Source organism: Burkholderia savannae (genome assembly GCF_001524445.2).
GTDB lineage: Bacteria > Pseudomonadota > Gammaproteobacteria > Burkholderiales > Burkholderiaceae > Burkholderia > Burkholderia savannae.
Genome location: NZ_CP013417.1, coordinates 856,593 through 876,403 on the forward strand (window position 1 = coordinate 856,593; position 19,811 = coordinate 876,403).

At 66.9% G+C, this 19,811-nt stretch carries 20 protein-coding genes and 1 tRNA gene; 14 read left to right on the forward strand and 7 right to left on the reverse strand.

Annotated features, from left to right (window positions below; translation table 11 throughout):
- Positions 1-298 precede the first annotated feature (298 nt).
- From WS78_RS04330 to WS78_RS04340, 3 genes are all read left to right on the forward strand, one after another.
- Positions 299-2,605, forward strand: coding sequence for a DNA translocase FtsK (locus WS78_RS04330; protein ID WP_038745711.1), 2,307 nt, complete (start codon positions 299-301; stop codon positions 2,603-2,605).
- A gap of 58 nt (positions 2,606-2,663) precedes the next feature.
- Positions 2,664-3,374: an outer membrane lipoprotein chaperone LolA gene (gene lolA / locus WS78_RS04335; RefSeq protein ID WP_038745826.1), complete on the forward strand. Its 711-nt coding sequence runs from the start codon at positions 2,664-2,666 to the stop codon at positions 3,372-3,374.
- 210 nt (positions 3,375-3,584) lie between these two features.
- Entirely contained in the window at positions 3,585-4,895 is a 1,311-nt protein-coding gene (locus WS78_RS04340; RefSeq protein ID WP_038745710.1) for a replication-associated recombination protein A, read from the forward strand.
- Between the two features lie 24 nt (positions 4,896-4,919).
- Here WS78_RS04340 and WS78_RS04345 read toward each other — a convergent pair whose 3' ends face one another.
- Entirely contained in the window at positions 4,920-5,186 is a 267-nt protein-coding gene (locus tag WS78_RS04345) for a DUF2164 domain-containing protein (RefSeq protein ID WP_038745708.1), read from the reverse strand.
- 304 nt (positions 5,187-5,490) lie between these two features.
- Between WS78_RS04345 and serS the strand changes: the two genes are divergently transcribed.
- From serS to WS78_RS35525, 3 genes are all read left to right on the forward strand, one after another.
- The gene (gene serS, locus WS78_RS04350) at positions 5,491-6,792 is read left to right on the forward strand and encodes a serine--tRNA ligase (RefSeq protein WP_038745706.1); all 1,302 of its coding nucleotides are present in this window, start codon (positions 5,491-5,493) and stop codon (positions 6,790-6,792) included.
- Between the two features lie 110 nt (positions 6,793-6,902).
- Positions 6,903-6,993: transfer RNA gene (locus tag WS78_RS04355), tRNA-Ser, on the forward strand.
- A gap of 46 nt (positions 6,994-7,039) precedes the next feature.
- A complete protein-coding gene (locus WS78_RS35525; protein WP_152611656.1) occupies positions 7,040-7,243 on the forward strand; it encodes a hypothetical protein in 204 nt (67 codons plus the stop codon).
- Between the two features lie 295 nt (positions 7,244-7,538).
- Here the strand turns inward: WS78_RS35525 and WS78_RS35530 are convergent, their stop codons facing one another.
- Positions 7,539-7,961: a hypothetical protein gene (locus WS78_RS35530; protein ID WP_156437602.1), complete on the reverse strand. Its 423-nt coding sequence runs from the start codon at positions 7,959-7,961 to the stop codon at positions 7,539-7,541.
- Between the two features lie 182 nt (positions 7,962-8,143).
- Here WS78_RS35530 and WS78_RS04365 point away from each other — a divergent pair, with 182 nt between their 5' ends.
- The 6 genes from WS78_RS04365 (at position 8,144) to WS78_RS04390 (ending at position 12,254) form a co-directional block, all read left to right on the forward strand.
- Positions 8,144-8,506, forward strand: a complete 363-nt coding sequence (locus WS78_RS04365; protein ID WP_038745704.1) for a hypothetical protein — start codon at positions 8,144-8,146, stop codon at positions 8,504-8,506.
- A gap of 451 nt (positions 8,507-8,957) precedes the next feature.
- Complete coding sequence (locus tag WS78_RS04370; protein ID WP_394335875.1) at positions 8,958-9,605, forward strand: GNAT family N-acetyltransferase; 648 nt, start codon at positions 8,958-8,960, stop codon at positions 9,603-9,605.
- Between the two features lie 153 nt (positions 9,606-9,758).
- Entirely contained in the window at positions 9,759-10,571 is an 813-nt protein-coding gene (gene minC / locus WS78_RS04375; protein WP_059584441.1) for a septum site-determining protein MinC, read from the forward strand.
- A 58-nt stretch (positions 10,572-10,629) separates the two neighbouring features.
- A complete protein-coding gene (gene minD / locus WS78_RS04380; protein WP_038745698.1) occupies positions 10,630-11,445 on the forward strand; it encodes a septum site-determining protein MinD in 816 nt (271 codons plus the stop codon).
- A gap of 12 nt (positions 11,446-11,457) precedes the next feature.
- Complete coding sequence (gene minE / locus WS78_RS04385) at positions 11,458-11,712, forward strand: cell division topological specificity factor MinE (protein WP_004186076.1); 255 nt, start codon at positions 11,458-11,460, stop codon at positions 11,710-11,712.
- A gap of 167 nt (positions 11,713-11,879) precedes the next feature.
- The gene (locus WS78_RS04390; protein ID WP_059584444.1) at positions 11,880-12,254 is read left to right on the forward strand and encodes a YXWGXW repeat-containing protein; all 375 of its coding nucleotides are present in this window, start codon (positions 11,880-11,882) and stop codon (positions 12,252-12,254) included.
- Positions 12,255-12,371: 117 nt separating this feature from the next.
- On the opposite strand, the gene WS78_RS04395 is transcribed toward WS78_RS04390, so the two are convergent.
- Positions 12,372-14,033, reverse strand: coding sequence for a chloride channel protein (locus WS78_RS04395; RefSeq protein WP_059584446.1), 1,662 nt, complete (start codon positions 14,031-14,033; stop codon positions 12,372-12,374).
- A gap of 151 nt (positions 14,034-14,184) precedes the next feature.
- On the opposite strand from WS78_RS04395, the gene waaC reads away from it, so the two are divergent.
- Complete coding sequence (gene waaC, locus WS78_RS04400; RefSeq protein ID WP_059584449.1) at positions 14,185-15,207, forward strand: lipopolysaccharide heptosyltransferase I; 1,023 nt, start codon at positions 14,185-14,187, stop codon at positions 15,205-15,207.
- A gap of 43 nt (positions 15,208-15,250) precedes the next feature.
- Here the strand turns inward: waaC and WS78_RS04405 are convergent, their stop codons facing one another.
- From WS78_RS04405 to WS78_RS04415, 3 genes are all read right to left on the reverse strand, one after another.
- On the reverse strand, positions 15,251-15,433 hold the full coding sequence (locus tag WS78_RS04405; protein WP_038745688.1) for a hypothetical protein: 183 nt from the start codon (positions 15,431-15,433) through the stop codon (positions 15,251-15,253).
- 176 nt (positions 15,434-15,609) lie between these two features.
- Positions 15,610-16,923 carry an MFS transporter gene (locus WS78_RS04410; protein WP_059584636.1) on the reverse strand — a complete coding sequence of 438 codons (1,314 nt, stop codon included), beginning with the start codon at positions 16,921-16,923 and terminating at the stop codon, positions 15,610-15,612.
- A gap of 353 nt (positions 16,924-17,276) precedes the next feature.
- Positions 17,277-17,771: a TonB family protein gene (locus WS78_RS04415; protein ID WP_059584451.1), complete on the reverse strand. Its 495-nt coding sequence runs from the start codon at positions 17,769-17,771 to the stop codon at positions 17,277-17,279.
- 721 nt (positions 17,772-18,492) lie between these two features.
- Here WS78_RS04415 and WS78_RS04425 point away from each other — a divergent pair.
- Positions 18,493-18,915, forward strand: coding sequence for a GFA family protein (locus WS78_RS04425; RefSeq protein ID WP_197419484.1), 423 nt, complete (start codon positions 18,493-18,495; stop codon positions 18,913-18,915).
- A 511-nt stretch (positions 18,916-19,426) separates the two neighbouring features.
- On the opposite strand, the gene WS78_RS04430 is transcribed toward WS78_RS04425, so the two are convergent.
- Complete coding sequence (locus WS78_RS04430; RefSeq protein ID WP_038745680.1) at positions 19,427-19,801, reverse strand: hypothetical protein; 375 nt, start codon at positions 19,799-19,801, stop codon at positions 19,427-19,429.
- Positions 19,802-19,811: the final 10 nt, after the last annotated feature.

Sequence of the window (19,811 nt, forward strand, 5' to 3'; positions counted from 1 at the left end):
GGCCGGCCGGGCGGATGACGCTGCCGGGCGGCCCGTTGCGAGCGGGATACCGTCGCAGATGGGTGCAAAGCTCGCATTATAAAGGGCTGTCTGCTGCGCTGCCGAATGGACTTTTCAATCGACGCGATAGCTTCGCGCGGCGCCAACTGTGGTAACGCGTGCACATTCCCGGCGCGAGTCGGCGGGGCGTTACCGTCATTTACACTTGGCGCGGCGGCGCAGCGTTTACAATAGATCGGATCGAACGATCGGCCGTCCTGCCGCGCGCAGGCCGCCTCATCGCCCTCTTGACGGATTCATGGCAAAAGCACCTTACACCGCTCAGGCCCAAGCGCTGCCGCATCGCATGTCGCGCCTACTGACCGAGATTCGCTGGATTCTCCAGGTCGCGCTGCTCGCGTTCCTGCTGATGGCGCTCCTGAGCTACAGCCGGCGCGACCCGAGCTGGACCCACGCCGCGCAGGTCGACCACATCGCGAATTGGGCAGGGAGGGTCGGCGCGTGGACGGCCGACATCATGCTGCTGCTCTTCGGCCTTTCCGCGTATTGGCTCATCGTGCTGCTCGGGCGGCGCGTCGCCGCGAATTATCGGCGGATCACCCGCCACGACACGCTGCCGGACGAGCCGGCACGGCCGGCGGGCTGGCTCGCCGAGGGCTTCGCGTTCGTTCTCGTGCTGCTCGCGAGCGACGGCATCGAGGCGCTGCGGATGTGGTCGCTGAAAGTGCAACTGCCGCGCGCGCCGGGCGGCGTCGTCGGCGAGGCGCTCGCGCGCGGCGTGTCGCACGCGTTCGGCTTCACGGGCGGCACGCTCGCGCTGCTGATCGCGCTCGCGATCGGGCTGTCGCTGTATTTCCGCTTTTCCTGGCTGTCGGTCGCCGAGCGCGTCGGCGATGCGATCATCAACGCGTTCACGCTCGCGAAGCTGCGCCGCGAGGCCGAGCGCGACCGCAGGCTCGGCGAGGCCGCGGCCGTCAAGCGCGAAGGCAAGGTCGAGGAGGAGCGCGTGCGCATCGAGGAGCACGAGCCCGTCACGATCGTGCCGCCCGTCGTCACGCCGGCGAAGTCCGAGCGCGCGGAGAAGGAGCGTCAGCAGCCGCTCTTCACCGATCTGCCGGGCGACTCGACGCTGCCCGCGATCTCGCTGCTCGATCCCGCGCCGACGTCGCAGGAGACGATCTCCGCCGACACGCTCGAATTCACGTCGCGCCTGATCGAGAAGAAGCTGAAGGATTTCGGCGTCGAGGTGAGCGTCGTCGCCGCGTACCCGGGCCCCGTCGTCACGCGCTACGAGATCGAGCCCGCGACGGGCGTGAAGGGCAGCCAGATCGTCAATCTGTCGAAGGATCTCGCGCGCGCGCTGTCGCTCGTGTCGATTCGCGTCGTCGAGACGATCCCCGGCAAGAACTACATGGCGCTCGAGCTGCCGAACCAGCGCCGGCAGACCGTGCGCCTGTCAGAGATCCTCGGCTCGGAAGTCTACGCGGACGCGCCGTCGATGCTCACGCTCGGCCTCGGCAAGGACATCGGCGGCAAGCCGGTTTGCGCGGACCTGGCAAAAATGCCGCACCTGCTCGTGGCCGGCACGACGGGCTCGGGCAAATCGGTTGGGATCAACGCGATGATCCTGTCGCTGCTCTACAAGGCGAGCGCCGAGCAGGTGCGCGTCATCCTGATCGATCCGAAGATGCTCGAAATGAGCGTCTACGAAGGCATTCCGCATCTGCTGTGCCCGGTCGTCACCGACATGCGCCAGGCGGGCCACGCGCTCAACTGGACGGTCGCCGAGATGGAGCGCCGCTACAAGCTGATGAGCAAGCTCGGCGTGCGCAATCTCGCGGGCTACAACAACAAGATCGAAGACGCGAAGAAGCGCGAGGAGAAGATCCCGAATCCGTTCAGCCTGACGCCGGACGATCCGGAGCCGCTCGGCCGGCTGCCGAACATCGTCGTCGTGATCGACGAGCTGGCCGATCTGATGATGGTCGTCGGCAAGAAGGTCGAGGAGTTGATCGCGCGGATCGCGCAGAAGGCGCGCGCGGCGGGCATTCACCTGATCCTCGCGACGCAGCGCCCGTCGGTCGACGTGATCACGGGCCTCATCAAGGCGAACGTGCCGACGCGGATCGCGTTCCAGGTGTCGTCGAAGATCGATTCGCGCACGATTCTCGACCAGATGGGCGCGGAGTCGCTGCTCGGCCAGGGCGACATGCTGTACCTGCCGCCCGGCACCGGGCTGCCCGTGCGCGTGCACGGCGCGTTCGTGTCGGACGACGAGGTGCATCGCGTCGTCGAGAAGCTGAAGGAGCACGGCGAGCCGAATTACGTCGAGGGGCTCCTCGAAGGCGGCACGGCGGACGGCGACGAAGGCTCGGGCGCGGGAACGGGCGATGCGAACGGCGAGTCTGATCCGTTGTACGACCAGGCGGTCGAGGTCGTCATCAAGAACCGGCGTGCATCGATCTCGCTCGTGCAGCGCCATCTGCGGATCGGCTACAACCGCGCGGCGCGCCTGCTCGAGCAGATGGAGCAGTCCGGGCTCGTGTCGGCGATGTCGTCGAGCGGGAATCGCGAAATCCTCATGCCCGCGCGCGATGCAGATTGAATTCGCGCCGGCGCCGTCGGTCGAACGCACGCCGGCCGTCTACGGAGAAAACCTCAACATGCAGCATCAGTCGTTGGCAGTTCACCCCGCTTTTCGCGTCGCGCCGAAGCGCACGTTCGCGCGCACGCTGCGCGCCGCGCTCGCGGGTGCGGCGCTCGCGCTCGTCGCGTCGCACGCGTTCGCGAGCGGCACCGAGCAGTTGAAGGCGTTCGTCGCGAAGGTGCACGCGGCGAAGGGCGATTTCACGCAGCAGATCGTCAAGGCGCCGTCGAAGGCGGCGAGCGGCGCGGTGCCGACCGTGAAGCCGACCGACAACTCGAGCGGCAGCTTCGTGTTCTCGCGGCCCGGCAAGTTCATCTGGACGTATCAGAAGCCGTACCAGCAGGTGCTGCAGGCCGACGGCGACAAGCTCTACGTGTACGACAAGGATCTGAACCAGGTCACCGAGCGCAAGTTGGCGGGCGCGCTCGGCGCGAGCCCCGCCGCGATCCTGTTCGGCAGCAACGATCTCGAGAAGAACTACACGCTGCGCGACGCGGGCGAGAAGGGCGGGATCGACTGGCTTGAGATGGTGCCGAAGGCGCAGGACACGCAGTTCCAGCGGATCGGCATCGGCTTCAGGAACGGCGTGCTCGCCGCGATGGAACTGCACGACGTGTTCGGCAACGTGACGCTGCTCACGTTCTCGAACATTCAGACGAATCCGCCGCTGAAGGCCGACCAGTTCAAGTTCGTCGTGCCGAAGGGCGCGGACGTCGTCACCGGCTGAGCGCGGCCGGGGCGCATCGACCGACGACCGGGCCCGCCAGCGATGGCGGGCCCGGTTCGTTTGGGCGCGCGCCACGTCGCGTCGCTGCCTCGCGCGCCTAGCCGCCGCGCCGCTGCCCGGCCCGCCGTGGCAGCGGGCGGCGCGGCTGTCATAATGTCCGGTCCGGCGGCGAACGCTTGCCGCCATCGTTTTTCGTGGGAGCCAAGGTCCATGTCCGACCTGTTTGCAGTCGAACCGCGCCGGCCGCTCGCCGAGGCGCTGCGCCCGAAGACGCTCGCCGACGTGATCGGCCAGACGCATCTTCTCGGCGAAGGCAAGCCGCTCAGGCTCGCGTTCGAATCGGGCAAGCCGCATTCGATGATTCTCTGGGGGCCGCCCGGCGTCGGCAAGACGACGCTCGCGCGCCTGACCGCGCTCGCGTTCGACTGCGAGTTCATCGCGCTGTCCGCCGTGCTGGGCGGCGTGAAGGACATTCGCGAGGCGATGGAGCAGGCGCGCGACATGCTGAACCGCACCGGCCGCCACACGATCCTGTTCGTCGACGAGATCCACCGCTTCAACAAGGCGCAGCAGGACGCGCTGCTGCCGTTCGTCGAATCGGGGCTCGTCACGTTCATCGGCGCGACCACCGAGAATCCGAGCTTCGAGGTGAACTCGGCGCTCTTGTCGCGCGCGCAGGTGTACGTGCTGAAGTCGCTGACGGAAGACGAACTGCGCCAGTTGCTCAAGCGCGCGCAGGACGCGGCGCTCGAAGGGCTCGCGTTCGACGACAAGGCGGTCGACACGCTGGTCGGCTACGCGGACGGCGACGCACGGCGCTTCCTGAACCTGCTCGAGCAGGCGCAGACGGCGGCAACGTCCGCGGGCGTGACGACGATCGACGCGGCGTTCGTCGAGAGCGCGATGACGATGAATGCGCGCCGCTTCGACAAGGGCGGCGACAACTTTTACGATCAGATCTCCGCGCTGCACAAGTCGGTGCGCGGCTCGAGCCCGGACGGCGCGCTGTACTGGTTCTGCCGGATGCTCGACGGCGGCGCCGATCCGAAATACCTCGCGCGGCGGATCGTGCGGATGGCGTGGGAGGACATCGGCTTGGCCGATCCGCGCGCGATGCAGATCGCGAACGACGCGGCCGGGACGTACGAGCGGCTCGGCTCGCCGGAAGGCGAGCTCGCGCTCGCGCAAGCCGTGCTCTACCTTGCGTGCGCGGCGAAGAGCAACGCCGGCTACAACGCGTACAACGAGGCGATGGCGTTCGTGCGTCAGGACAAGTCGCGCGAGGTGCCGGTGCATCTGCGCAACGCGCCGACGAAGCTGATGAAGGAGCTCGGCTACGGCCACGCGTACCGCTATGCGCACGACGAGCCGAACGCGTATGCCGCGGGCGAGACTTATTTGCCGGACGGGATGCGCGAGCCGCGCTGGTACAAGCCGGTGCCGCGGGGGCTTGAAACGAAGATCGCGGACAAGCTCGCGTGGCTGCGCGAGCTCGATCGCGACGCCGGCAAGAAGGATTAGCGGCGGCCGCGGCCGGCTGCCCGTTCAGCGCTTGCGCGCGGGCTGCTTCTTCCAGTAGTCGAACGGCTCGTGATGGCAGTCGATGTCGAGCTCGGCGACGCGCGCTTGCAGGCTCGATTGCGCGTCGGCGACTGCGAGGTTGTAGATCGCGGGCCCGATTTCCTGGACGAAGAAATGCAGCAGCGCGCCGGCCTGGATGTTGCCGATCGGCTCCTCCATGTTTTCGGTGAAATAGCGTTGCAGCGACGCGATCGCGCGGTCGCGCACGTCCTTGTCCAGTTCGATGCCCATCGTTTCTCCGTGTCGACCAGAGTTAGCGCTTTAGCGCTTACTCTGGTCCCATGCACCGCAGTCGACGAGAGTTAGCGCTTTAGCGCGTGTTCAGGTCCCATGCACCGCGGTCGACCGGCGTTCGCGCGTCAGCGCTCGCTCCGGTCCCATGCAAAGCGGCTTCGCGGCGCGCGGCACGCATGCCTGAAACGCGATACTGCCACGAACAGCGGTCCGTTTGCGACGCCGGCCGTCCGGCCGACGCCGTGGCGGTCGCGCGGTGCGTTAGAATTCTCCTCTTACACAACGATTCTCCTGTCCTCCCATGCTCGACATCCAGTTGCTGCGCAAAGACCTCGACGGCGTCGCGAAGCGCCTAGCCGATCGCGGCTACACCCTCGACGTCGCCGCGTTCTCCGCGCTCGAATCGGAGCGCCGCGCGATCCAGACCCGCACCGAAGAGCTGCAGGCGCGCCGCAACAGCCTCTCGAAGCAGATCGGCGCGATGAAGGGGCGGGGCGAGGACACGTCGGCGGTGATGGCCGAAGTGGGCGGCATCGGTGACGAGATGAAGGCGTCGGCGGTGAAGCTCGACGAGATTCAGGCCCGCGTGTCCGATCTGATGCTGCAGATGCCGAACCTGCCGCACGAAAGCGTGCCGGTCGGCCGCGACGAAACGGAGAACGTCGAAGTGCGCCGTTGGGGCACGCCGCGCCAGTTCGATTTCGACGTGAAGGACCACGTCGACGTCGGCGCGCCGCTCGGCCTCGATTTCGAAACGGGCGCGAAGCTGTCGGGCGCGCGCTTCACGGTGCTGCGCGGTCCGATCGCACGGCTGCATCGCGCGCTCGCGCAGTTCATGCTCGACACGCACACGCAGCAGCACGGCTACAGCGAAATGTACACGCCGTACATCGTCAATCCCGACGTGCTGTACGGCACGGGCCAGTTGCCGAAGTTCGCCGACGACATGTTCCGCGTCGAGAAGGGCGGCGCGGAGAATACCGTCACGCAATACCTGATCTCGACGTCCGAGATCTCGCTGACGAACACCGTGCGCGATTCGATCGCCGAGGCGTCCGCGCTGCCGATCAAGCTGACCGCGCATTCGCCATGCTTTCGCTCGGAGGCGGGCTCGTACGGCCGCGACACGCGCGGGATGATCCGTCAGCACCAGTTCGACAAGGTCGAGATGGTGCAGATCGTCGCGCCGGAGGCGTCGTACGCGGCGCTCGACGAGATGGTCGGCCATGCGGAGGCGATCCTGCAGAAGCTCGAGCTGCCGTACCGCGTGATCACGCTGTGCACGGGCGACATGGGCTTTGCGGCGGCGAAGACGTTCGACCTCGAAGTGTGGCTGCCGGCGCAGAACACGTATCGCGAGATTTCGAGCTGCTCGAACACCGAATCGTTTCAGGCGCGCCGGATGCAGGCGCGGTTCCGCAACGCGCAGGGCAAGCCGGAACTCGTGCACACGCTGAACGGCTCGGGTCTCGCGGTCGGCCGCACGCTTGTCGCGGTGCTGGAGAATTACCAGAACGCCGACGGCTCGGTGACGGTGCCGGTCGCGTTGCGGCCGTACATGGGCGGCGTCGAGCGGATCGACGCGCCGTCGAACGCGGCCTGAGCGGGCTTCCGAGCGGCTTCGAAAAATATTTGAGAAAAAACTTGGAAGTCGGCAAAAGGGTGTTCTATAATCTTCGCTTCGCCGGGACGACCTACCGGTGAGCGAAAAAAGGAAAGGTGGCAGAGAGGTCGAATGCGCCGGACTCGAAATCCGGTATACGGTTATACCGTATCGTGGGTTCGAATCCCACCCTTTCCGCCAGATGAGAGAGCAATCTCGGATTGCTCTTAAGGAAGCGCCGGATTCGATGGAAGAATCCGGCGTTTTTTTATGCCATACGAGCATCGATTACGCCGGAGTTTCCGCTCAAGAACAGGAAACGCGTGCGCGGATCGAAGCGTCGGCGAAGACCGGCGTCGACGCATTCCACAAGAAAAACGGCTCCGCGCAACGCTGCGACGACCCGTTCCAGACACGCTCCCCAGAAATCTCAAGCGCGGCGACACGCTAGCCGTCTACCAGCTCGACCGCATTGCGCGGTCAAACACATGCTGAGCAGCATCGATGGGATGCAGGAACGCGGCGTGGGATTTGGAGACCCTGACCGGGCGCATCGACACCAGCTCCCCCGCCGATGAGTACCGCGTCGCCCCTTCACGCTGAGCGACGATTCGAACTCGCGCGTGTTCTTCGTCGGCGAATTACTGACGCCGGTCGTCGTGCGCACGAAATCGTTTATCTCCTTTGTCACAGTCAAGCCGATCATGCTCGCCTGAGCGGTTGGCTGAACCGGGAAGATCGCGTCTTCATTCCGATACTTCAGGCTCCATGCCGGCGCGCGCCGGCGCGCCGGGATACGGCGCGGCACCACGATCGGCGCCGATTGCTCGACGTTTCAACATGTCAACGCATACCTGCCTCGATCGCACGCGCAGATTCGGCGAAGTCACAACCTTGAGTCGCGAATCGCGATTCAATGCCGCAATCGCGGCTTCGAACCTACCCGCAAGCAGCCGTGTCGCGTTCGAATCATCGCCGACGCGGCCCGCGCCGACGAGGCGCGAGCCCCCGACGCATCCACCCAAGAGACTCAGCGCAAACCGGAACGTGGAGTCGTGATTCGCTTGCTCAGTAACCTCATGCGCCCGCGGCTTTGCCGTCGTCGTTGTAACGTCGCGCGTCGACGAAGCGCCCGGCTTTGCACCGCGCCAGCGCCACGAGTTTTCCATGCGACAGAGCGATGATGCAGGGGCGACTTTCGGTCTCCCTATCATTTCTGGTAGTTGCACTGCCAATTCGATTGCGAGCCCAATGAGAAGAGAGGGCGATGCGTCGGCGATGCGACTGGCCGACGCTTGTCGCCCTCACCAGAGGTTCTAAATGTACGTGTACTCGGTAAAAGGAGAATCACATGAACATCAATGGAACTTATAAATCCCAGGACGGCGCTTTCACGTTGACGATCGCCAACGCAAACGAAGGGAACGGGACATTCGGCGGAAGCTACGTTTCGAAATACACGCCGCAGGGGCAGCAGACCTTCGGCGTGCTCGCCGGAATCTGGAACTACGTGGGCAACGTGACCACGCCCAACAGCATCGCGTTCATCGCGAATATTCGGCCTGCCAACTGGCCTTATTGCATTCAGGACACGTGGAGCGGCGTCATGACTCAGCAAGGGCAGATTTTGCTGAACGGCGTTCGCTCATATCTGAACGCAGACGGCACGTACGTGCTGTCCTCGTTGGGAACGATGCCCTTTAGCGCCCAATAGGGCGGGGCGTGCGCCCGACGCAACGCGAGGTGGCGGTTCGCCCGTGCGCCGCAGCTGTTGGTTCCGGGCGGAAACCGGCCCGCCGCAAGCCGACTGCGCACGCGGCCTCCTGCGTTGCAAGTGGAAAGCCCGCGACGTTGCGGGCTTTTTCATACGCTACGCGGCTTTGCGCCTTCGGGAACCACCGGATTTCCGTGCCGCAGCCGCTCGATGCCCCTGCATCCATGGGGCAGGGCGCTTCGGGCCCGGACGGATGCGCGTCGTTTCGTTCCGCGTCGGCCCGCCGATGAGCGCGGCGTTGCCGTTACCGACACGGCTCGCCTGTTCGGGCATTCGGCGCGGACGTGCGCGGCCGTGCGCATGGTCGCCCTCGTGTCGGCGGACCGGTGAGGCGACGTCCGCGCCCGTGCGACGCGACAGCCGGCAGATCGGTTCATCGCATATTGCTGCGCTGCCGCATAAGCGCGAAATTGCGCGCGATATCGTGCTTATCGACGACATTTCGCAGCCATTCGGAAATTACGATTTGACTCATGCCCCGCTTTCGGTTGAAGCTAACGGCTTGCTGTCCGAAGGGGGCTGTGCCTGCATGAGTTCGACCTTGACTGTTCGTCGTATTGCCGCGGATCAAGGCGGCGTGTATCGCGAACTGCGCGCCGCCTCGCTGCGCGAGCCCTATGCGAGCGGCGAGACGCCGGAAGCCGAGCTGGCCGTCGACGCCGCGAGAGCGGCGGCGATCGCGCAGCAGCGCGCGACGTCCGACGAATCGACCACGTTCGTGTTGTACACCGAAGGCCATCCGGCCGGCATGATCGGCGCGTATTTCGACAGCACGCCCGCGCGTCGCGCGTTCGTGAGCGAGCTGTGGGTCGCGCACGCGGTGCGTCACCTGCGCGGCGGCGTGCTGCTCGTCGACACGGCGCGCTCGTGGCTCGCGTCGCGCGGCGCCGTCGAGATCTGCGCGTGGATCGCCGACCAGAACCGCAGCGCGATCCGTTTCTACGAGCACGTCGGCTTCGCCGACACCGGCGAGCGGGCGCCTATCACCCGCGTGCCCGGCGCGATGAAATCGCTGTTTGTCTGGCGCGAGCACGCGTAAGCGGCGTGCGAACCGATCCCGTTCCCTCCTTGCCGCGCCCGGACCGGGCGTCGCGGGCGGGCGCCGCGCCGCGCGGGCGCCCGGCGCGCCCGAAAATGATGGCCCCCGGCGTGGACGCCTGTAAAATACGAAAAATTTTTTTGCAGGACGTCCATGTCGCTTAAAAAATCGCCATTCTTCGAACTGCGCAGCGGTTCGGTCGACACGTTGCTGTTCATCGTGAAAACCGCCGACCTCGATGCGTTGCGCGCCGAGTTGGTCAAGCGTTTCGAAGCGACCCCCGAATTTTTTGCGGACGACGTCGTCGCGATCGACGTGCGGCGGCTCGCGGACAACGAACGCGTCCCGCTCGACGAAATTCGCCGGATGCTGAACGACGTGCGGATGCGGACGATCGGCGTGATCGCGCAGCCCGGCCAGCACGCATGGGCGGCGGGCGGGGACTTGCCGCTTCTCGAGGCGCGCGACCGGCGCGCGTCGGCGCCGAAGGCGGCGGACGACGCGCCCGCGCAGCCGGCGGAGCAGGACGCGCCAGCCGCCGGGCAGGCCGCGCTCTTCGCCGAAGCCGGCCCGTCCGGCGTCGAGGCGCCCGCGCAGTCGGCGAGCGCCGCGCCCGCCGCCGCGCCGCAATCGGCGACGCTCGTCATCGACAAGCCGCTGCGTTCAGGACAACAGATTTACGCGAAGGGAGATCTCGTGGTGCTCGGCCCGGTCAGTTACGGCGCCGAGGTCATCGCGGAAGGCAACATCCACATCTACGCGCCGTTGCGCGGCCGCGCTCTCGCGGGCGTGCACGGCAATCACGACGCGCGCATCTTCTGCACGTGTCTCGAACCGGAGCTGATCTCGATCGCGGGTATCTATCGGACCACCGAGAACCCGCTGCCGGCCGACGTACTCGGCAAGTCGGTGCAGATCCGGTTGGAACAGGAAAAACTGATGATCGAACCGCTGCGCCTCACGTAACACGCGTGGCGCGGCAATCGGGTCGGTCGGTCCTCATTGACGAACACAGGGTAGGTAAATGGCAAAAATCATCGTGGTGACTTCGGGCAAGGGCGGCGTGGGCAAGACGACGACGAGCGCGAGCTTCGCTTCCGGTCTCGCGCTGCGCGGTCACAAGACGGCCGTGATCGATTTCGACGTCGGTCTGCGCAATCTCGACCTCATCATGGGCTGCGAGCGCCGCGTCGTCTACGATCTCGTCAACGTGATCCAGGGCGAAGCGAACCTGAACCAGGCGCTCATCAAGGACAAGAAGTGCGAGAACCTGCACATCCTGCCCGCGTCGCAGACGCGCGACAAGGAAGCGCTGACGCGCGAGGGCGTCGAGAAGGTCATCAACGACCTGATCGCGATGGATTTCGAATTCATCATCTGTGATTCGCCCGCGGGCATCGAGTCGGGCGCGCTGCATGCGATGTACTTCGCGGACGAGGCGCTCGTCGTGACGAACCCGGAAGTGTCGTCGGTGCGCGACTCGGACCGCATCCTCGGCATCCTGTCGTCGAAGACGAAGCGCGCGACGGAAGGCAAAGATCCGATCCGGGAGCACCTGCTCATCACCCGCTACAACCCGAAACGCGTGACCGAAGGCGAGATGCTGTCGCTCGACGACATCAGCGAGATCCTGCGCATCAAGCTGATCGGCGTCGTGCCGGAGTCCGAAGCAGTGCTGCACGCGTCGAACCAGGGCCTGCCCGCCGTCCACCTCGACGGCACCGACGTCGCGGAAGCCTACAAGGACATCGTCGCGCGCTTCCTCGGCGAGGACAAACCGCTGCGTTTCACCGACTATCAGAAGCCGGGCCTGCTGCAGCGCCTCTTCGGCTCCAAGTAACGGAGGCGCGTCATGTCGATTCTGTCGTTTCTGCTCGGTGAAAAGAAGAAGTCCGCGGCCGTCGCGAAGGAGCGCTTGCAGCTCATCATCGCGCACGAACGCGTGGGCGGCCGCCCGCCCGCCGATTATCTGCCTGCGCTGCAAAAGGAACTCGTCGCGGTCATTTCGAAGTACGTGAAGATTTCGAACGATGACATCCGCGTGAGCCTCGAGCGCCAGGACGATCTGGAAGTGCTCGAAGTGAAGATCGAGATTCCGCAAGCCTGACGCATTTCCCGCCTCATCGCGCGCGGTGCGTGGCCGCCGCGCGAGGCCTTACTTCTCGTTGCACTTTCGGGCCTCCCGTAACGCAGCGTCTGTCCGCCGTTACGCCTTCCCGAGCATTGAATGGATACGCTCTCGTCGCGTATCCAATCACATTCTCGGAGGCAAGGATGTCTTTCTCTCTTCATCGTGTCGTGCTGCCGTTCGTCGTCGCGGGCGGGGGCCTTTGCGCGGTCGCCGCGCCGCTCGCCGCGAGCGCCGGCGAGATCATCGTTGCGCAGGCGGCGCCGGGCGTCGTCGTCGAGCCGGCCGCCGCGGAAGTCGTCGTCGTTGCGCCGAGCGCGCCGCCGCCCGTGCGCTACGAGGTCGTGCCCGAGCCGCGTGTCGGCTATGTGTGGGATCGCGGCCACTGGCGCTGGGATCATGGCCGCTACGTGTGGATCGCCGGGCATTGGGAAGCCGAGCGCGTCGGCCTGCACTGGGAGCCGGGCCACTGGGCGCAGCGCGGGCCGGGCTGGGTCTGGATTCGCGGCCACTGGGCTTGAGGAGGGCCGGGCGATGAAACGAACCTTGTTCGCGCTTGCGCTCGTCGCGCTGACGCTGGCCGGCTGCGTCATCGTGCCGGCGCGGCCGGTGTACTACCGGCCGGCGCCCGTCGTGATCTATTGAGCCGGGCGATGCGGCGGCTCGCGATGCGGTGCGCCGTTCGACTGCGGCGGGGAGGCGTCGGCGCGCGCCGTCGGCTCGCCGTCTGCGTCGAGCGCCGAAGCCGAGTCCGCTTGCGCGAGCGGGGCCGCACGCGAGGCGTCGGCCTCGCTCGCCGCATCGGCGGCGTGCGTCGCGGCATTCGCGCCGCCGAGCTTTTCCATCGTCGCCGTATCGTTCGCGTCGGCGGCCGGCGTGCCGTCGTCGCGCAGCGTATCGAGCGGATCGGCGGGCGCCGACTCGGCGTCTTCGGGCATCTTGAGCGCCGTGATGCCGGTGTGCGCGGGAGCGGCGGCGGCGGGCGCGGCCGCCGCGTGCTTCGGCTGCGGCGGCTTCAGATAGCGCTCGGCGAGCGTTTCGTAGAGGGGCGGCACGAACAGGCGCGACACGCGGCTCGCGATCAGCGCGGTCGCCATCAGCGAGATCACGAGCGCGTGGCCGTTGATCATCTCCATCACGATCACGAACGACGTGATCGGCGATTGCGTGACGGCCGCGAGATAGCCGACCATCGCGAGGGCGATCAGCATCGGCAGATGCATCCCGCTGAACACGTAGTGCAGCAGATTGCCGAAGCCCGCGCCGATCGACAGCGACGGCGCGAAGATCCCGCCCGGAATCCCGGGCAGATACGACGCGACCATCGAAGCCATTTTGAGCAACGGATACAGGACGGGCAGTTGTTCGCGGCCGTCGAGGAGCCCGCGCGCCTGCGCGTAGCCGCTGCCGAACGTCGTGCCGCCGGATGCGACGCCGACGGCGGCGATCGCGACGCCGCACGCCGCCGCGAACACGATCGGACGCTCGCGGTAGAGCGTCAGCAGCCGCGCGGGCAGCCAGCGGCCGGTGTTGAGCAGCAGCCAGCCGAACAGGCCGCCTGCGACGCCCGTGACGAGCGCCGTGAGCAGCACGGCGGGCGCGAGCATTTTCGGAAATTGCAGGCCGATGTCGATCGTGCCGAAGTACGTGTAGTTGCCGTTCATGCCGAGCGCGATCACGCCGGCGATGATGATCGCGGTGATGAGCACGCCGCTCGCGCGCGCCGAGAAGCTGCGGCTCAACTCCTCGATTGCGAACACGATTCCCGCGAGCGGCGTGTTGAACGCCGCGGACAGGCCCGCCGCCGCGCCCGCGAGCACGAGCTGCCGTTCGATCAGCGCGTTCGAGCGCGGGTAGAAGCGGCGCAGGTTGAACATCAGCGATGCGCCGATCTGCACGGTCGGCCCTTCGCGGCCGATCGTGAAGCCGCCGACGATGCCGAGCCACGAGATCAGGATCTTGCCGAACAGGATGCGCAGCGTTAGCAACCGCGAGCCGAACGCGCTAGGCTGTGCGTGCAGCGTGGCGATCACCTGAGGAATCCCGCTGCCTTCCGCGCCGCGAAAGAAGCGGCGCGTGAGCCAGACGGACAGCGCGGCGACGGCGGGCGTCAGCAGGAACGGCAGCCACGGGCGGCCGCGCTCGAGCGTGCGGAACGCATCGTAGCCCCAATCGATGAGCCGCGCATACATGACGGCCATCAGGCCCACCGCGATCGCGCCGAGCCAGAACACGCCGTACTGGCGCCAGATCCGCTGCGTGCGGCGCGTGAGAGTTGGAATCAGGCGAGGGCGTTGCATGGGCAGTGATGCGAGCAAAAACGAAATTATAAGGAGCGCAATGCATGGCCGCGACGACGTCGAGTGATCGTAATTTGATTGTAATTTTTGTCTTCTGCGATTCGATCTAATTAGAATGCCAAACTAACAAGCTGGAGACATCCACATACAAATGAAACGTATTCTCATTGTGAAGGTGACATCGCTCGGCGATGTCGTGCAGACGCTGCCCGTCGTCGCGGACATCCATCGCGCGTTTCCGGGCGTGCAGGTGGATTGGGCCGTCGACGAATCGTGCGCCGACGTCGTGCGCTGGAGCACCGGCGTGAGCCGCGTGCTGTGCGCGCCGCTGCGGCGTTTCAAGAAGGCGCGCAGCCGCGCGGACCTGCAGGTGATCGCGGCTTCGATCGGCGAGCTGCGCGCATACCGTTACGATGCGGTGATCGACCTTCACGGAGTCTACAAAAGCGCGATCATTTCGTTTCTCGCGCGCGCGCGCCGGCGCTACGGCTACCGGAATCAGGATCTCGGCGAGCTCGGCGCGATGTTCGCGTACAACGGGCGCTTCGGCCCGCGCCCCGCTTGCGATGCGTGGCACGGCATGCGCGTGAGCGCCGGCGAGGCGCTCGGCTACGAGCCGCAGGGCCGCGCCGATTACCTGCTCGAAGTGCCGCCGGAGTCGCGCGAGCCGCATACGGCGCCGCTCGCGGCGTACGCGGAGCCGGCCGGGCCGTATGCGCTGTTCTTTCACGCGACGTCGAACGACGACAAGCGCTGGCCGGCCGATCACTGGGGCGCGCTCGCGCGCGAGATGCTCGCCCGCGGGCTGCACGTGCTGCTGCCGTGGGGTGGCGAGCACGAGCGCGAGGAGGCGCAGCGGATCGCCGCGCACGCGCCGGGCGCCGTCGTGCTGCCCAAGCTGACGCTCACGGACGTCGCGCGCAAGATCGATCGCGCGACGCTCGTCGTCGGCGTCGATACCGGCTTCGTTCACATGTCGCACGCGCTCGAGAAGCCGACCGTCATGATCTTTCGCGCGACGTCGCGCCAGCATCTGGGCGTGGGCGGCGCGCCACAGTCGCTGTCGATCGGGGACGAAGGCTCCACGCCGAGCGTCGACGACGTGCTCGGCGCGGTCGAGCGCGTCTATCCGGCGGGCACGATGGAGGAGCCGCGGCGCGTCGCCGCGATGTAGGCGTGCGCGGGCATGCGCGGCCCGTTCGCCGGGCGCGGCGCGCTCAAGACATCAGTAATTCGAACGCGATCACGGCCGCAATGGCCGCGAGGTTCGCGGCGAGCGCTTCGAGCGCGATGCCGAGCCAGCTTTTCGGCCTGAAGTGCGCGGCAAGCAGCAGCGCGCCGCCGAGCGACAGCGCGAGAATCAACACGAGATCGGAGTTTTGCAGGCGAATGAGGTCCATCGCGGCGGCTCCTGTCGGCTGATGCCGAATGCGTCGCGCTCGCCGCGCTGCGCGGCAGGTGTTCGTCCATCGAGTATAGACACGGCGACGCGTAACGAAAACGCGGCCGGCCGCCGCTCGTTCGACGCGGGCGGGGGCACGATCCGGATCGCGCGGCCCGCCCGTCGCTCGCGCGTTCAGGTCAGCTTCGCGTCGCGCGTCTCGCGCATCAGCAGCACGCCGACGAGGCTGATCGCCGCCGCGACCGACACGTAGCCGCCTACCCACGCGAGCCCGCCGCGCGCGGCGAGCAGCTGCGCGATGTACGGCGCGATCGACGCGCCGAGGATGCCGCCCAGGTTGTACGCGACGCCCGCGCCCGTGTAGCGGACGTTGGTCGGAAACAGTTCCGGCAGCAGTGCGCCCATCGGCGCGAACGTCACTCCCATCAAGAACAGCTCGATCGTCAGGAACAGCGCGACGAACGCCGTCGAGCCGCTGCCGAGAAGGGGCGCCATCGTGAAGCCCGACAGCAGCGCGGCGATCGAGCCCGCGATCAGCACAGGCTTGCGGCCGAAGCGGTCGGCGGCCGCGGCGGCGAGCGGCGTCGCGAGCGCCATGAACAGCACCGCGAAGCACAGCAGGCCGAGAAAGCTCTGGCGCGAGAAATGCAGCGTCGCGACGCCGTACGACAGCGAGAACACCGTCGAGATGTAAAAGAGCGTGTAGCAGACGACCATCGCGAGCGCGCCGAGCAGCGTCGGCCGCCAGTGGTGCGCGACGAGCGCGGCGATCGGCACGCGCACGCGCTCGTGCCGGTCGAGCGCGGCCTGGAATGCGGGCGTCTCGGCGATCTTCAGGCGCACGTACAGGCCGACCGCGACGAGCGCCGCGCTCACGAGAAACGGAATGCGCCAGCCCCACGAGCGGAACTGCTCGTCGGACAGCGTGAGCGCGAGCGCGAAGAAGAGGCCGTTCGATGCGAGAAAGCCGATCGACGGGCCGAGCTGCGGGAACATCCCGAACCAGCCGCGCTTGCCGGCGGGCGCGTGCTCGGTCGCGAGGAGCGCGGCGCCGCCCCATTCGCCGCCGAGGCCGATGCCCTGGCCGAAGCGCAGCACGCAGAGCAGCACCGGCGCGAGCGCGCCGATCGCGTCGTAGCCGGGCACGAGGCCGATCGCCGTCGTCGACACGCCCATCACGAGCAGCGACGCGACGAGCGTCGATTTGCGGCCGATCCGGTCGCCGAAGTGGCCGAACAGGAACGAGCCGATCGGCCGCGCGATGAACGCGATGCCGAACGTGACGAACGCGGACAGCGCCTGCGCGGTCGCCGAGCCGTGCGGGAAGAACACGGGACCGATCACGAGCGCGGCGGCCGTCGCGTATACGTAGAAGTCGTAGAACTCGATCGCCGTGCCGATGAAGCTCGCGAACACGATGCGCCGATGGCTCGTCGTGCCGGCTGCGCGCGGCGCGGCGGCGGAAGCGGAAAGACGGGTATCCGACATGCGGGTCTCCGGTTGTGGCGGTACGACGCCCGGCGGCTCGCGCATCGCTCGTCGCGCGCGAGCGGCGGCCGTCGCTCCTTGATTCGAATCGAGAGTCGGGTGCGACGCGAAGCGGGCGGCGCATGCCGGCGGTTCGCGCGCGGCCGTGCGACGGCGCACGCCATGCCCATGCGGGCCTTTGCGTGCCCGCGTGTCGTCGATGCGTGGCGCGGCTTGCCGGATAGGCGCGACGCGCTAGCGGGCCTTGCGGCCGAACGGGGTGCGGGAAATTATAGCGACGCGGGCGCGAGCCGTCGCGCCGCGTGCGGCGGCGCGCGGGCGGACGGGAACGGCGGTTCGCGCCCGCGTCCGGTTCAGTTGAGCGTCTGCGCTTGCGGCGCCGCTTTCGTGCGCAACTGGAACTGGCCGTTGTCGTTGAAGAGCCAGGTTTCCATCAATTCGACCTGGCCGCGCCCGTCGAGCATCTTCGCGGGCGGCGGCGGCAGCGGCGCGGCGCGGCGCAGCGACGCGAGCGCGATGCCTTCCGCTTCGTCGTCGCCGTTGCTGCGATAGACGGCCGATTTCACGAGCTGCCCGTTGCGATCGACGGTGAACGCGACGACCACGAGCGAGCGCAGCATCGCCTGGGGCGTGCCGCGCAGGATGCGATCCGAATTGCGATTGGCGATGCGCTCGGCGACGGCCGCACGGTATTCGGTGGCGCTCATCGACGGCACGCTCGGCACGACGACTGCGCCGTGCGGCGGCGGCAGCGTGATCGTGCATGCGGCGAGCGCGGCCGCGCACGCGGACAACACCGCGCCGCGCCATGCGGTTCGGATTCGGACGGAGTCGGAGCGCGTCGTCATGATCGCCTCCCTGGGGATCGGCGGAGCACCGATTTCATGATAGGTCCGCGCGCTCGGCGGTGCATCGGGACAAACGATCGACGTGATCGCGAGAACCGGTTCGCCCCCGCCGCGTAATCGCTCCGTTCGCGGTGGCGGCCGCGTTTGCGCTCGCGGCGTAAGGCAATTGTCGCCGCGGCGATGTCGACGAGGCGGTGACGTGGAGCCGCCTCGCGTCGCCGCCGATCGAGCGCCGAATCGTGTGCTCGCGGTCGCATCGATCGAGAGGTTTCTTCAAGCCGCTATCGGCGGCAGCCGGAAGTTCGTGCTGGTGCGAGCGATGTCCGAAGCGATATCCGATGCGCGCCCTTCGACAATGCGACGATGCGATATGGCGGCGCTCGCCGTGCCGCGCGATTTCGCCGTCGAACGGAGCGAATCTGCGCGGCTTGTTCGATCCGCGCCGCGCTCGAAAGCGGGTTTTCGACCGGCACCGTCGCGCCGAACACGAAACGCATGCGCTCACGCCGGCGGTTTCGTCGGCGAAGCCGCGACGCATCGGCACCGGCACCGGCATCGGCTGCGGCTTCGGCTTCGGCATGCGCGATGCGCGATGCGCGATGCGCGTTGATCGCCTTTCCCGATCCGTAATAGGATGGCCCATCCTCGATTGTCCACCAACGAAGAGAGCGCAATGGAAGACTGGAAATTGCCCTGGACGGGCGGATGCCGCTGCGCAAGGCTGCGCTTCGAGATCACCGCACCGCCGCTGCTGACGATGGCGTGTCACTGCACCGGTTGCCAGAAGATGAGCGCAAGCGCCTTCTCGCTGTCGATGGCGATTCCCACGCAGGGTTTTCGCGTGACTGAAGGCGAGCCGGTTGTCGGCGGCCTGCACGGCGAGCAGATCCGTCACCGGCATTGTGACTGGTGCAAGAGCTGGGTGTTCACCGAGCTCGAACCCAGCATGGGATTCGTCAACGTTCGCCCGTCGATGCTCGACGATTTCGGATGGTTCACCCCTTACGTCGAGACCTATACCAGCGAGGCGCTGCCTTGGGCGAGGACCGGCGCGATGCACGGTTTCGCGACGTTTCCGCCGCTCGAGGATTATGGCCCGATCGCCGCCGAGTTCGCGCGGAAGGGGCCACGCCCTGGGCGATAGGCGGCACATCATGGGCCGCCGCCGGGAGATCGATGCGAGGTTCTCATCCCGTGCGGCGCGCGACGGGAATCGTCGCGCTCGTGCTCGGTGGCTTCGCGGCGCGATGCGCGAGCCGAGGAACCGCCGCGGGGAGCGAGCGATTCGCGATAGAGGCTCGTTGCTCGTTCGCGAAGGACGGTCTTCCCGAATTCGCGGTCGATCGTTTCCGGTTCGTTTCCGATGTGTTTCCTGCGGCCTCGAATCGTTTCGCACATCGACGTCGCCATTGTGTTGCGAGCCCCCGGCCGGAGTTTGTTGATCGCGCGCGCAACGCGGACATGCGCGTTGCGCGAAGAACGCATTCGCAGGCGTGCCGATCAGTGCGGCGAAAGCCCCAGCGTTCGTGTCGCAGGCGATCGCGCGCCAGCGCGACGACGGAAACGCCGCGCGGGGCGCAAGCGCCCGAGCCGCTCACCGGGAATCGCGTGGCGGCCGGGCGCCGAACGCTCGTCCGCGCCGCCTTCACTCGCGCCTATTCGCAACGTTTCATCTTCAGGACGCGCGAAACCTGACCAGTCGTGAACCCGCTGTTGCGCACAAAAGGCGTGCAGTCGAGCGGTGCGGTCAACGATTCGCTGACGGCAAACAGGCCGATGAAACGAAACGCGTCCGTCTCCATCTTGATGAACACGGGAATGGCGCCGCCCTGATTGGCGAGCGTCCTGCCGGCGGCTCTTGCCGAAGCGCTGCCGTCGCAGATGATGACATCGGGCGCTTGCGGATTGAGATCCGTCCGCAGGCAGGCGGCGACGACCTTGCCGTTCTTCGTGGGCAAAAACGCCTGCTTGCTGCCGCCGCAGGCCGTGTGGATGAATTCGCGCGTGTAGTTCTTGTTGATTTCAAACATGTCGATGCTC